Source organism: Streptomyces sp. NBC_01261, from assembly GCF_036226385.1.
In the GTDB taxonomy this organism is placed as follows: domain Bacteria; phylum Actinomycetota; class Actinomycetes; order Streptomycetales; family Streptomycetaceae; genus Streptomyces.
In genome coordinates, this window is record NZ_CP108463.1 from 7,331,522 (window position 1) to 7,343,548 (window position 12,027).

The 12,027-nt window shown below is 69.4% G+C and carries 13 protein-coding genes and 2 tRNA genes; 11 read left to right on the forward strand and 4 right to left on the reverse strand.

All coding sequences use genetic code 11. From position 1 onward, the window contains the following. Positions 1 to 41 precede the first annotated feature (41 nt). A complete protein-coding gene (locus OG226_RS32630; RefSeq protein ID WP_328683384.1) occupies positions 42 to 1,172 on the reverse strand; it encodes a M48 family metallopeptidase in 1,131 nt (376 codons plus the stop codon). Positions 1,173 to 1,273: 101 nt separating this feature from the next. Here OG226_RS32630 and OG226_RS32635 point away from each other — a divergent pair, with 101 nt between their 5' ends. From OG226_RS32635 to OG226_RS32665, 7 genes are all read left to right on the forward strand, one after another. Further along, positions 1,274 to 1,435 (forward strand): hypothetical protein, encoded by a 162-nt coding sequence (locus tag OG226_RS32635; protein ID WP_033285921.1) that lies wholly within the window; start codon positions 1,274 to 1,276, stop codon positions 1,433 to 1,435. Between the two features lie 142 nt (positions 1,436 to 1,577). Then, positions 1,578 to 1,739: a hypothetical protein gene (locus OG226_RS32640; RefSeq protein WP_043676433.1), complete on the forward strand. Its 162-nt coding sequence runs from the start codon at positions 1,578 to 1,580 to the stop codon at positions 1,737 to 1,739. 67 nt (positions 1,740 to 1,806) lie between these two features. Further along, positions 1,807 to 2,496, forward strand: a complete 690-nt coding sequence (nadD, locus tag OG226_RS32645; protein WP_078652786.1) for a nicotinate-nucleotide adenylyltransferase — start codon at positions 1,807 to 1,809, stop codon at positions 2,494 to 2,496. Between the two features lie 16 nt (positions 2,497 to 2,512). Beyond that, positions 2,513 to 4,231, forward strand: coding sequence for an LCP family protein (locus OG226_RS32650; RefSeq protein ID WP_329350899.1), 1,719 nt, complete (start codon positions 2,513 to 2,515; stop codon positions 4,229 to 4,231). 155 nt (positions 4,232 to 4,386) lie between these two features. Further along, entirely contained in the window at positions 4,387 to 4,830 is a 444-nt protein-coding gene (rsfS, locus tag OG226_RS32655; RefSeq protein ID WP_328683386.1) for a ribosome silencing factor, read from the forward strand. After that, positions 4,827 to 5,492 carry a histidine phosphatase family protein gene (locus OG226_RS32660; RefSeq protein ID WP_329350900.1) on the forward strand — a complete coding sequence of 222 codons (666 nt, stop codon included), beginning with the start codon at positions 4,827 to 4,829 and terminating at the stop codon, positions 5,490 to 5,492. Before rsfS ends, OG226_RS32660 begins: the two co-directional genes overlap by 4 nt. A gap of 93 nt (positions 5,493 to 5,585) precedes the next feature. Further along, positions 5,586 to 5,658, forward strand: a tRNA-Ala gene (locus tag OG226_RS32665). 70 nt (positions 5,659 to 5,728) lie between these two features. On the opposite strand, the gene OG226_RS32670 is transcribed toward OG226_RS32665, so the two are convergent. After that, positions 5,729 to 6,574 (reverse strand): helix-turn-helix transcriptional regulator, encoded by an 846-nt coding sequence (locus OG226_RS32670; RefSeq protein WP_329350901.1) that lies wholly within the window; start codon positions 6,572 to 6,574, stop codon positions 5,729 to 5,731. A 208-nt stretch (positions 6,575 to 6,782) separates the two neighbouring features. On the opposite strand from OG226_RS32670, the gene OG226_RS32675 reads away from it, so the two are divergent. From OG226_RS32675 to OG226_RS32690, 4 genes are all read left to right on the forward strand, one after another. Further along, complete coding sequence (locus OG226_RS32675; RefSeq protein ID WP_329350902.1) at positions 6,783 to 8,159, forward strand: MFS transporter; 1,377 nt, start codon at positions 6,783 to 6,785, stop codon at positions 8,157 to 8,159. Between the two features lie 68 nt (positions 8,160 to 8,227). Further along, positions 8,228 to 8,401, forward strand: a complete 174-nt coding sequence (locus OG226_RS32680; RefSeq protein ID WP_019063265.1) for a hypothetical protein — start codon at positions 8,228 to 8,230, stop codon at positions 8,399 to 8,401. 3 nt (positions 8,402 to 8,404) lie between these two features. Further along, entirely contained in the window at positions 8,405 to 8,638 is a 234-nt protein-coding gene (locus tag OG226_RS32685) for a hypothetical protein (RefSeq protein ID WP_003976229.1), read from the forward strand. A 133-nt stretch (positions 8,639 to 8,771) separates the two neighbouring features. Next, a tRNA-Ala gene (locus OG226_RS32690) sits at positions 8,772 to 8,844 on the forward strand. A 128-nt stretch (positions 8,845 to 8,972) separates the two neighbouring features. Here OG226_RS32690 and OG226_RS32695 read toward each other — a convergent pair. Together OG226_RS32695 and OG226_RS32700 are read right to left on the reverse strand one after the other, a co-directional pair. Further along, the gene (locus OG226_RS32695) at positions 8,973 to 10,586 is read right to left on the reverse strand and encodes an NADH-ubiquinone oxidoreductase-F iron-sulfur binding region domain-containing protein (protein ID WP_328683390.1); all 1,614 of its coding nucleotides are present in this window, start codon (positions 10,584 to 10,586) and stop codon (positions 8,973 to 8,975) included. After that, a complete protein-coding gene (locus tag OG226_RS32700) occupies positions 10,583 to 11,905 on the reverse strand; it encodes a cytochrome b/b6 domain-containing protein (protein ID WP_328683391.1) in 1,323 nt (440 codons plus the stop codon). Before OG226_RS32700 ends, OG226_RS32695 begins: the two co-directional genes overlap by 4 nt. Between the last annotated feature and the right edge of the window lie 122 nt (positions 11,906 to 12,027).

Below are 12,027 nucleotides of genomic sequence, written 5' to 3' on the forward strand. Positions count from 1 at the left end.
GACCGACCGCGCAGGTGTTCTCCGAGGTGGGGCCGTGCGGGTCAGTTCCCGTCGCGCGGCGGTGTGTCGTCCGTGGGCGGCTGCTCCGTGCCGTTGGCCGAGCCCGACGGCGGCTCGTCCTGCGGGGTCGAGCTCGCGAAGCCGCCGAAGCCGCGCCGCACCCGGCCGCCCAGGTCGCCCGCGCCGCCGGCGAAGTCGCTGACCAGCTTCATCAGCGGGTCCTTGGAGCTCTTGACGTTGCTGGCGTAGCTCGCCGCCGACTCGCGGAACGAGTCCGTGACCGAGGTGTCCTTGTCCTCGCTGCGCCGCGGGTAGTGGCCGTCCATGATCCGCTGGTAGTCGCGGGACTCGGCCCACTTCTTCAGCTCGGCCGCCCGCACGGTGGTGAACGGGTGGGAGCGGGGCAGCACGTTCAGGATCTTCAGCACCGAGTCGCGCAGGTCGCCGCCCGACTCGAACTCCTCGGCCTGCTTGAGGAACGCGTCCACGTTCATCTCGTGCAGGTGGTTGCCGCCCGCGATCTTCATCAGGCCGCGCATCGAGGACCGCAGGTCCTGGCCGACCAGCAGGCCCGCGCGGTCGGCGGACAGCTCCGACTTGCGGAACCACTCGCGCAGCGCCGTCACGATCGCCAGGATCGCGAGGTTGCCCAGCGGGATCCAGGCGACCTTGAGGGCCAGGTTGGTCAGGAACAGCAGGATCGTGCGGTACACGGAGTGGCCGGACAGCGCGTGGCCCACCTCGTGGCCGACGACCGCCCGCATCTCCTCCTCGTCGAGCAGCTCGACCAGGCCGGTGGTGACGACGATGATCGGCTCGTCCAGGCCGATGCACATCGCGTTGGGCTGTGGGTCCTGGGTGACGTACATCGGCGGGACCTTCTCCAGGTCCAGGATGTAACAGGCGTCCCGCAGCATGTCGTTGAGGTGCGCGAACTGCTGGTCCGACACGCGCACCGAGTCGGACAGGAACAGCAGCCGCAGACTGCGCTCGGGCAGCAGCCCGCTGAGCGCCTTGAACACCGTGTCGAACCCGGTCAGCTTGCGCAGCGCCACCAGGGCGGAGCGGTCGGCCGGGTGCTCGTACGCACGCGAGGAGATCCCCGGGAAGCGCCTGCGCTGCCTGCTCGGTACGTTCTCGTGCCCGTTCTGCTCGTGGCCGTCTTCGGACATGTGGTCCCCCATGTGCGTGTGAGTGCCCTGAGTGCCCCCGAAGCAGAGCCCAGCCTAGGCGGAGATACCGTTGACGGGCAGTACAGCGAAGGAGTCAACGCATGGAGCCCCATTCCGCAGCCGCCTGGCTCGCAGAGGCCGCGAGCGCCGCCCCCCGGCAAGGGTCGGGGGATCTGCTCAGGGTCGTACTGATCGTGATGTTCCTCGGCTGCATCCTGACCGCGTGGTTCCTGCTGCGCGGGTACAAACAGAAGGACGACTGAGACGCCCGTCGAGTTCCCTTCCGTGTCCCGGTCTGCTGCCCGTCGGCTTCCAATGGCGGAGTCGGCGTGATCGTCGCCGGGGCGCCCGCTTACCATGAGCCGACATCTTTATCCCGCCCACACCGGATAGGTTCTGCTGAAGATGAGCATCCACGGCACTGCTGCCCAGTTGGTCACTCTTGCCGCCGAGGGGGAGGGCGGGGGCAACCACGAGAGCCTCCAGCCGATCATCACCGGTGGCGGCGCGTTCCTGCTCCTGATGCTCCTGCTGTGGATCACCACCCGCTTCAACCGCGACCGCTAGGTTCTGCCCGTTCTGTCCGCCGGACGGGTCTCGGGGCCTTCACACCGGGCCGGTAGGGTCTGCACGCATGGGAGAGCAGGACATGCCTACCGGTCCGGCGAACGACACGACGCGCGGCACGGAGATCCGAATGGCGAACGGCCCGCGCAACAACGGCCCGTCGAACCCCGGCAAGCGCCGTCTCGGCGTCATGGGCGGAACGTTCGACCCGATCCACCACGGGCACCTCGTGGCGGCCAGTGAGGTCGCCGCGCAGTTCCACCTGGACGAGGTGATCTTCGTCCCGACCGGTCAGCCGTGGCAGAAGACCGACCGCAAGGTCGCCCTGGCCGAGGACCGCTACCTGATGACGGTCATCGCGACCGCCGAGAACCCCCAGTTCTCGGTGAGCCGTATCGACATCGACCGCGGCGGCCCCACCTACACCACGGACACCCTGCGCGACCTGCGGGCGATCAACCCGGACGCGGACCTCTTCTTCATCACCGGCGCCGACGCCCTCGGCGCGATCCTGACCTGGCGGGACGCGGAGGAGCTGTTCTCCCTCGCGCACTTCATCGGGGTCACCCGCCCCGGCCACACGCTGACCGACCCGGGTCTCCCGGAGGGCGGCGTCTCGCTGATCGAGGTTCCCGCGCTGGCCATCTCCTCAACAGACTGCCGTGCGAGAGTCGCGAAGGGTGATCCCGTCTGGTACCTGGTGCCCGACGGAGTCGTGCGCTATATCGACAAGCGCGAGCTGTACCGCGGCGAGTGAGTCGAGAGGGGCACCGGTGAACGACCGATACGACGCCGGGTACGGCGGCGACCAGTACGAACTCGTCGGCTACGACGAGTACAACCAGCCTGTCTACCGGCAGGTCCCGGCCCAGCAGACCCAGCAGACCCAACAGCCCCCGCAGCAGCAGCCGTACGACCCGTACGGGCAGCAGCAACAGGGCTACGCCTACGACCCGTACGCGACCGGCAGCCAGCAGCAGTCGCCCCAGTACGACACGGGCACCCAGCAGCCGTACGACACGGGCCGGCAGGCGCCCCAGTCCGGCTACGACCCGTACGCCACCGGGACGACGACCGCCTACGACCCCTACGGGCAGACCGCGAGCAGCGGACAGCAGCCCCAGGTCGCCGAGCAGACCGCCTACATCCCGCAGCAGTCCGGGCCGGCCGAGGACACGGAAGCCCCGAAAGCCCCGGAGACGGGCGAACGGGACTACGGCACCGAGCAGTTCGCCTTCGTGGAGGAGCCGACCGACGACTCCGAGGACGTCATCGACTGGCTGAACTTCACCGAGAACCGCACCGAGCGCCGCGAGGAGGCCAAGCGCCGCGCCCGCGGCCGTGTGGTCGCCCTCGTCGTGGTCCTGGCGCTGGTCGTGTCCGGCGGCGTCGGCTACCTCTGGTACGCCGGGAAGCTCCCCGGGGTGTCCTCCTCCGCCGCGAAGTCGGGCACCACGACGGCAACCGGCGCCCAGAACCGCGACGTGATCGTCGTCCACCTGCACAACACCGGGAAGGGCGGCACGTCTTCGGTGCTGCTCGTCGACAACACCACCCTGAAGCAGGGCACCACGGTGCTGCTGCCCAACTCCCTCGCCCTCACGGACGACGACGGCAACACCACGACGCTGGCCAAGTCGGTCGGCGACGACGGCACCTCCGGGACCGTCGACCAGCTCAACACCGTCCTCGGCACCGGCATCGAGGGCACCTGGCGGCTGGACACCCCCTACCTGCAGAACCTGGTCGACCTGGTCGGCAACATCGACCTCGACACCAATGCCGACGTGCCCGACCCGGCCGCCACCAAGAAGGGTGCCGCGCCCCTCGTCCACAAGGGCAAGGACCAGACCCTCAGCGGCAGGATGGCCGTCGCCTACGCCACCTACCGCGCCTCCGGCGAGGCCCAGAACGCCCAGCTGGAGCGGTTCGGCCAGGTCATGCAGGCCGTGCTGCGCCAGCTGACCTCCGACCCGACGGCGGCGACCACCACCGTGCAGACGCTGGCCCAGATCCTGGACCCGCCGCTCACCGACAAGGACCTCGGCACCTTCCTCGCCAAGCTCGCCGACCTCGCCAAGAGCGGTGACTACAAGACGGCCCTGCTGCCCGTCCAGAACGACGGCACCCTGACCGCGCAGGCCTCCGCCAGCGTCGTCAAGGACATCCTGGGCGGCACCGCGAAGAGCCCCGACGAGGGTTCGGCGGTCCGGGTCGCCGTCCAGAACGCCACCGGTGTCAAGGACGACACCGAGAAGGCCCGCGTCGTGCTCCTCAACGGCGGCTTCACCTTCCTTGAGGCCGGCACGACGTCCGGGACCTCGGCCACGTCCAAGATCACGTACTCCGACGCGGCCGACAAGGAGAACGCCACCGAGGTCGCCAAGACCCTGGGCCTGCCCACCAGCACCGTGACCAAGGGCACAGTCGCCGCGAACGCGGATGTCTCGGTGGTCCTCGGAACGGACTACAAGCCGTCGTCGTCATCGTGACGACGGCCAAGTGGCTGGGTGACGGAGAGCATGCCCCGGAGGCCGGAGCCGGTGTCCCGACCGGCGTCCTGGGCATGATCCGTTATTCACGTGGGGTGCCGTCCGCGGTCCGTGAGACCCTTGAGGTCTGTTGACCGCCGACCGAAAGCCGCGTAGTGACCGCCACTGACCGCTCCATCGAGCTCATCTCCGCCGCCGCCCAGGCGGCCGCCGACAAGCTCGCGCACGACATCATCGCCTACGACGTCAGCGATGTGCTGTCGATCACGGACGCCTTCCTGCTGGCCTCCGCTCCCAACGACCGTCAGGTCAAGTCGATCGTCGACGAGATCGAGGAGAAGCTCAACAAGGAGCTCGGCGCCAAGCCGGTGCGCCGTGAGGGCGACCGCGACGCCCGCTGGATCCTGCTCGACTACGTCGACATCGTCGTCCACGTCCAGCACAGCGAGGAGCGTGTCTTCTACGCCCTGGAGCGACTGTGGAAGGACTGCCCCGAGCTGGACCTCCCCGTCGAGGCGAAGGCCACCCGCGGCAAGGCTGCCGAGCACGCCAAGCTGCAGGCCGAGGAGGACCCCTCCGAGTTCGGGGAGGTGCGGTGACCGCCGGGGCCGACGGCCGCAAGGCGGGCCGGGGCCGACGCGTCATCCTGTGGCGGCACGGCCAGACCGCGTGGAACGTGGAGCGCCGCTTCCAGGGCACCACGGACGTCGAGCTCACCGAGACGGGCATCGGCCAGGCCCGCCGCGCGGCCCGGCTGCTGGCGTCCCTCAAGCCGGACGCGATCGTCGCCTCCGACCTGAAGCGGGCGGCGAACACGGCCGCCGAGCTGGCCGCCCTCACCGACCTCGACGTCACGCACGACGAGGGCCTGCGGGAGACGTACGCGGGCGTCTGGCAGGGGCTGACGCACGAGGAGATCATCGCCCGCCACGGCGACGAGTACGCCGCGTGGAAGCGCGGGGAGCCGGTGCGCCGCGGCGGCGGCGAGCTGGAGAGCGAGGTCGCCGACCGGGCCGCTCCCGTCGTGCTGCGGCACGCCGAGAAGCTGCCCGAGGACGGCACCCTCGTGGTGGTCAGCCACGGCGGCACGATCCGCACCACCATCGGGCGTCTCCTCGGTCTGGAGTCCCAGCACTGGGAGAGTCTCGGCGGCCTCTCCAACTGCTGCTGGTCCGTGCTCGGCGAGGGCGCCCGCGGCTGGCGCCTGCTGGAACACAACGCCGGCACGCTCCCGGAACCGGTGCTCGGCGACGACGACTGAGCGGCCCTCCAGGGCCCCGACCCCGGATTTCACTTTCCGGCAGGTCGCAGGCTAAAGTTCTTCTTGTTCGCCCGCCGAGCGGGAAGAACACACGGGGCTATAGCTCAGTTGGTAGAGCGCCTGCATGGCATGCAGGAGGTCAGGAGTTCAATTCTCCTTAGCTCCACAGATCGACACTCTTGAGTTGTCAAAGATCGAGAGTCGTCCACGATCGAATCGATGAGATCCCATCCCTTTCAGGGGTGGGATCTTTTCGTCGCTGTCAGCGCCTCCGTGCGGAGCCGAGTCTCCTCGTCGGCCGGGGTGTAGACCACGATCCGGCACTCCGGCATCCCGTTGACCGACAACGACACCGACGTCATCCGCATCTCTCCCACCTCCTCGTGCCGGAACGTCTTCACCCGCCGCCCCGGCTCCGCCACGTCCCCGCTCCTCCACAGCCGCGCGAAGAGCGGACTCACCGCCGACAGCCCGCGTATGAACTCCTCCCAGGCGGGCTCACCGGTATGCACCCCGTAGGCCGAGCGCAGCGTCGCCACCATCACCGGCAGCTCCGTCTCCCGGTACAGCAGCGGACACTCCTCCTCCGGCACCGTGAACAGCTTCCACAGTGCGTTCGGCATCGGGCCCGGCGCCAGCGGCTCCAGCCAGAACACCGTCCGGTAGGGGGAGTTGGTGGCGAGGATGTCGTAGCGCGCGTTGTAGACCACCGCCGGGCGTGGGTCGAGGGCGTCGAGGATGCCCTGGATCTCCGGCCCCACCGACTGCACGGTCGCCTCCGGCGGATGCGCGTACGGCACCTCGGCCAGGTGGTACAGATGCTCCCGCTCCGGCGCGTCGAGCCGGAGCGTGCGCGCCACGGCGTCCAGCACCTGCGCGGACGCGTTGATCGGGCGCCCCTGTTCGAGCCACGTGTACCAGGTGACGCCCACTCCGGAGAGCTGCGCGACCTCCTCGCGGCGCAGCCCCGGCGTACGCCGTCGGAAGCCCGGCGGCATGCCGACGTCGTGCGGTGTCACCCGGGCGCGCCTGCTGCGCAGAAACGCGGCAAGCTCGGGCCGGCGGCGCTGTGTCGTCCCCATCCTCATCGTCACATCCCCCATGTTCGACGCCCGACTTGGTCCGTGCCAGGTGCTGCCGGTACCAGCATCAGCGGGCTCTCGGCACCCGTACCGAAGCGCCCCCACGCTCGACCGCATGACGACATCACCCCGTACGGAACCGGATTCCGCACCCGTTCCCACTCCTGCCACCAGTAAAGACCCTGGCACTGACAATCGCCGCGGGCCGATGCTCGCGGTGCTGCTCGCGGCCCTGTTCATGGCGCTGCTCGACGTGTTCATCGTGAACGTCGCCGCCCCCACCATCGGCACCGAACTCCACGCGTCCGGCGCCGACTTGCAGCTGGTGATCGCCGGTTACACCATCACGTACTCGGTGCTGCTGATCACCGGTGCACGGCTCGGCGACCGGCTCGGTCACACCCGGGTCCACCTCGCGGGGCTCGCCCTGTTCACCGCCGCCTCGCTCGCCTGCGGCCTGGCCCAGGGTTCGACCGAGCTGATCGTGTTCCGCCTGGTCCAGGGTTCCGGCTCGGCGCTGATGATTCCTCAGGTGCTGAGCCTGATCCAGCGCAACTTCGTCGGCGAGGCCCGGATGCGGGCGCTCGGCGTCTACTCGGCGGTCATCGCCGTCGGCGCAGCCGCCGGGCAGATCCTCGGCGGGGTCCTCGTCAGCGCCGACCTGTTCGGCACGAGCTGGCGGCCGGTGTTCCTCGTCAACGTGCCCGTGGGCGTCGCACTCCTGTTCCTCGGCAGGCGCGTGCTGCCGCGGGGCGCCGGGGCTGAGCCGGAGCGCGCACGGGCGTTCGACGTGCCGGGGCTGGTGCTGCTCGCCTCGGCGGTCTCGCTGCTGACGGTGCCGCTGGTGCTGGGGCAGGAGGAGGGCTGGCCGCTGTGGTCGTGGCTGTCGCTGATCGCGGCGGCCGTCCTCTTCGCGTCGTTCTGCGGGTACGAGTCCCGGCTCGCCCGGCGCGGGGGAGCCCCGCTGATCGCACCACGTGTGTTGCGTCACCCTGGCATGGCTCTCGCCGTCTTCCGGATCCTGGCGGTCATGGCCATCAACGCCGGTTTCCTGTTCGCGCTCACCCTGCACGTCCAGGGCGGCCTCGGCTTCAGCGCGCTGCGCGCTGGTCTCACCTTCGCGCCGACGGCGGTCGTCTTCGGGGCGGTCGGACTGACCTGGCGGAGGTGGCCGGCGGCCTGGCAGCCGGCGCTGACCCCGCTCGGATTCCTGGTCACGATCCCGGCCGTCGCGGGAGTCGGCCTGGCGTTCGAAGGCGGCGACCGCGGCGGGGCCGTACTGTACGTGGCGTACGTCGGCGTGGGGGCCGGGCTCGCGCTCGCCTTCAGTCCGACGCTGACCCGGGCCCTCGCGACCGTGCGGCCCGAGGACGCGGCGGACGCCAGCGGTCTGCTGTCCACGGTCGCGCAGCTGGGTCAGCTGATCGGGGTCGCGGTTTTCGGCACACTGTTCTTGAACCGGCTTGAGTCACTTGGGGCCCCGGGGGCGTATACCTCTGCGGAGGCGTTTTTGGCGTGCATGTTCGCGCTGGCGGGGACGGCCGCGGTGGGTGCCGTGTCCGGACTGGTACTGAGGCGTCGCTGACCGTATTGGTCCGGCCGTGGCAGAATCAAACGGCCGGAGGGGGCGCGGCCCGACGGGAGGGAGTAGCGATGCCTGCGAGCATCATCGAGGAGGTCGACCACCTCTTCGATGCGGCGTTGATACGGGATACGATCACCCGCCTGAGCTGCCCTTCCTGCGGTTCCGCCCACGTGGCCCAAGTCCTCGGTGACAACGGCGGAGTTTCCTACGTGTGCACGGCCTGCGGCCACAGCTGGAGCTGATCGATGGGTGCACACAGGCGAAAGTGCGACTGGTGCGGCAGTGGGACGCCGATCGTCCGTGACATGGAACCGGTGAATCCCGACTACCAGTACTGGTGCGAGGAGTGCGCGCGGGCGCTGATCATAAAAGGCGACCCGATCGAGACGTACCGCGAACTTGAGGGCGAGCCGATCTACGGTCGACTCCTGGAAGAGCACTGCACGTTGAAACGGTTCTATTCCTTCGTCACCGCCTGAACCCGGCCGGGACCCCGCGAGGAGGTCCCGGCGATGACGGTCACGATCATGGGGACGGAATCGATTTGGTGGTCCACCGGGTCCACCGGTAATGTTTGCTTCGCCGCCGGGGAGACCCGGTAGCACACCGCGCGGGGCTATAGCTCAGTTGGTAGAGCGCCTGCATGGCATGCAGGAGGTCAGGAGTTCAATTCTCCTTAGCTCCACAGAAGTCGAAGGCGGGTCATCCGATGGGATGACCCGCCTTCGGTGTGTTCAGGGGGAGTTGGCGCCGTTCACGGAAGAACGGGCCACCCCCTCTTGAGAAGAGGGCGGCCCGTTGTTCGTGTGCTGCTCAGCGACCCAGGGCCCGCCGGCCACGGCCCTGGGAGAGGACGGGGAGGTTGCGCGACGGGGTCTTGTCCCGTGGGGCCTCCTCCTCCAGACGTAGCGCGAGCGCCGGGCAACGGCGCACCGCGCGGAGCGCCTTCGCCTCCGCATAGCGCGGCACCTGGGCCTGCGCGACGGTGGGGAAGCCGTCGGCGCCGAGTTCGAAGACCTCGGGAAGGATGTCCGCGCACAGACCGTGGCCCCGGCACAGCGTCCAGTCGACGTAGATCTTCTGACGGCTGGGACCGCTCTCCTCGGCCTCCACGCCGCTCGTGATGCCCGCGGGGAGCTGGCCGGCCTCGAAGAGCGGCAGAACGCCCTCCACGGGCCTTCCGCAGCCGTTTCCGAGGACGTGGGCGGCGAGGTCGTCCGTGAACGCCTTGATGGTCGACTCCAGGAACATCGCGGAGCCGTCCGGGTGCGAGCACGCGCCGCGCCGCTTCACGGCCTTGGCGACCTGCTTCAGCGCCTCCAGGGCGGCCGGGCCGCCGCCGTTGAGGATGTCCTCCATGCCGCGTGCGGCGGCCGGCAGACCCAGGTAGCAGGGACCGCACTGTCCCGCGCTCTCGTCGGCCAGCCACTGGGCCACGCGCAGCGACTCGCCCAGCGGGCAGGTCTCCTGGGTGATCGGCATGATGGCGCCCGCGCCGAGCGCACCGCCCACCGCGTCCAGGGAGTTGCGCGAGACGATCGCCTCGTTGACCGTCGCCGCGTCGATCCACTTGCCGTGGTAACCGCCCGTCAGCACGCCCTGGGGGACCGGCGGGGCGCCGGCCAACTGCAGGACGTAGCGCAGCGGTACGCCGGTGGGGACCTCGATCACCATGGGGCGGGCGACCGCTCCGGAGACCGTGAGCATGACGGTGCCGGGCTCGTCGTAGAGGCCGGTGTTGCCGTAGCGCTCAGGGCCGATGCGGGCGGCGATGGCGAGTTGGGCGAAGGTCTCGGCGTTGGAGAGCAGGGTGGGGACGCCGCCGACGCCGTTCTGGGAGGCGCTGACCTTGCGGCCGGGCGGGATCGCCGGGCCGCCGTCGATCGAGCGGATCAGCGACGCGGCGGCACCGGTGACCATGCGGATCGGGTTGCGCTGGACGAACGCCTTCAGCGCCGAGCGGCGGGTGTTGCTCAGGCCGCGTTCCGAGAGCGCGGCCTCCATGGAGCGCTGCGTCGACTCACGGGTGACCCCCACCACGAGCGTGCGGGCACCCAGGGCTTCGGCGACCAGCAGTGCGCCGTCCAGGATGAGGTGCGGGGCACGGTTGATGAGCACCGTGTCCTTGCGGCAGGCCGGCTCGTCCTCACTGCCGTTGACGACGACGACCGGTCGTACACCGCGTTTGATCGCCGCTTCGGCGACCGACCGCAACTTCTTGTGGAAGGGGAACCCCGCGCCGCCGCGGCCCTTCAGGTTGATGGCCTCGGAGAGCTTCGCGAGCTGCTCCCCGCCCATCGGTTCGAGCGGCCCGTGCACCTTCAGGTGCATGGGCAGGTCGAGTCTCTCGACAAGGTCGAAGCCTGACGTGAGCTGAGGAAGCCCGACCACGCGGACTTCTGGGACGTCGGGCAGGGCCTCGTTCACCTATAGCCTCCGGAAGGCGTGTTCCAAGGTTCGCCCGAGCCGCCCTGCGCGTCGAAGTCGTACGAAGCATTGGGCGTTTGATCAGTGGCGGGACCGCTGTTGTACGTGTCATTGGGGTTGTACGTACCGGAGGTGCCGTTCGACTCACCGGTGGGGTACACGTATCCCTCCCCGTAGCCGCCCGCGCCCGAATTGTTGTTGTACGTAGGGATGTTGTACCCGGTGTCCTGGAGCGGGTCGTAGGCCGACGGGGGCGCCTCGCCGACCGGCGGGGGTGACGGGACCGGCCAGCTGCCGGAGGTGCTGCCGCCGCTGTCCGCGCGCGGGACCGCCTGCGTGTTCTGCATGTCCATCGGCATGTTCATGCGCGAGGTCTGGTCGGTGACGAACGGCATCTGACCGGTGGATTCCGGCGTGGCGGTGCGGTAGGCGGCGGCGAAGTCGTTCTGGGCCGTCTCCGGGGTCATCGACCGCGTCTCGTACGTGGCGTTGGGATCCACGCGCGGCATCGACCCGGTGTCGGTGAACGAGGGCTGCGCGGGGCGCCGACTCTCACGCTTCTCGTAGCCCGGCAGCCCGGACTCGGACACGCGGCCACGGCTCGCGTCGAGTTCGTCGAGACCCGGCCGCTCCTCGTTGCCCAGGAGCATGGCGACCTTGTTGGCGAACTTCCGCTTGAACGGGCGCGGCGCCGAGCGAAGGGCGAGGGCCGCTGCGACCCCGACCAGGCACAGCTCGTACGAGATCATGAAGAACGGCTTCGCCGCGCGGCCCGCGAACAGGCCGTGGATCAGGGCCGCGCACCAGGCCGGGTAGGCCAGCATGTGCATCGCGCGCCAGCGGGCGGCGACCGGCGCGGGGGACGCGAACTGGTTGCGCAGGGCGCCGGTGATGCCCACGAAGATCATGAGCAGGCCGCCCAGCGAGCCGAGACCGATGAGCCCGGCGCTGCCCTTCACACCGAGGCTGAAGGGGATCAGCGCGGCGATCAGGACGGTGTGGTCGAGCGCCAGCTTGACCGTGATGTGCACCACCAGGAACGCGATCGAGCCGACGGCGGTCACCCGGTGGATGCCCTGCGCCACGATCCGCTGGCGGATGTTGAGGATGACCCGGTCCTGGGCGACGAGCCCCCAGATCACCGAGCAGGAGAGGGAGACGAGCGAGAGAACGCCCGCACCGAAGTTGAGGAAGTCCTGTACCTGGCTGCCTCCGGCCAGCACGAACACGGGTATGAAGATCAGGACGACGAGGCTCACCACGCCATAGGCCGAGCGGCCCGGCTTGGGGAGCGAACTGGTACTACGACGAGCGTTCATGGGGGCAACTCCGAGCAGTATCGGGAAAGCGGTCCCGCTGCCGAACTCTAAGTGGCTCCATACCGGTGGGTACGAGGTTTGAGTTATTGCGTTGTTATCAAACGACAATGCGCTTGCTGTGA

Bases quoted from the DNA above. Each gene is read 5' to 3' on its own strand.
- OG226_RS32685 (WP_003976229.1), top strand. From the start codon at position 8,405: ATGGGTGCACACAGGCGAAAGTGCGACTGGTGCGGCAGTGGGACGCCG.
- OG226_RS32700 (WP_328683391.1), bottom strand. From the start codon at position 11,905: ATGAACGCTCGTCGTAGTACCAGTTCGCTCCCCAAGCCGGGCCGCTCG.
- OG226_RS32680 (WP_019063265.1), top strand. From the start codon at position 8,228: ATGCCTGCGAGCATCATCGAGGAGGTCGACCACCTCTTCGATGCGGCG.
- OG226_RS32635 (WP_033285921.1), top strand. From the start codon at position 1,274: ATGGAGCCCCATTCCGCAGCCGCCTGGCTCGCAGAGGCCGCGAGCGCC.
- OG226_RS32670 (WP_329350901.1), bottom strand. From the start codon at position 6,574: ATGGGGACGACACAGCGCCGCCGGCCCGAGCTTGCCGCGTTTCTGCGC.
- OG226_RS32630 (WP_328683384.1), bottom strand. From the start codon at position 1,172: ATGTCCGAAGACGGCCACGAGCAGAACGGGCACGAGAACGTACCGAGC.
- OG226_RS32675 (WP_329350902.1), top strand. From the start codon at position 6,783: ATGCTCGCGGTGCTGCTCGCGGCCCTGTTCATGGCGCTGCTCGACGTG.
- OG226_RS32640 (WP_043676433.1), top strand. From the start codon at position 1,578: ATGAGCATCCACGGCACTGCTGCCCAGTTGGTCACTCTTGCCGCCGAG.
- nadD (WP_078652786.1), top strand. From the start codon at position 1,807: ATGGGAGAGCAGGACATGCCTACCGGTCCGGCGAACGACACGACGCGC.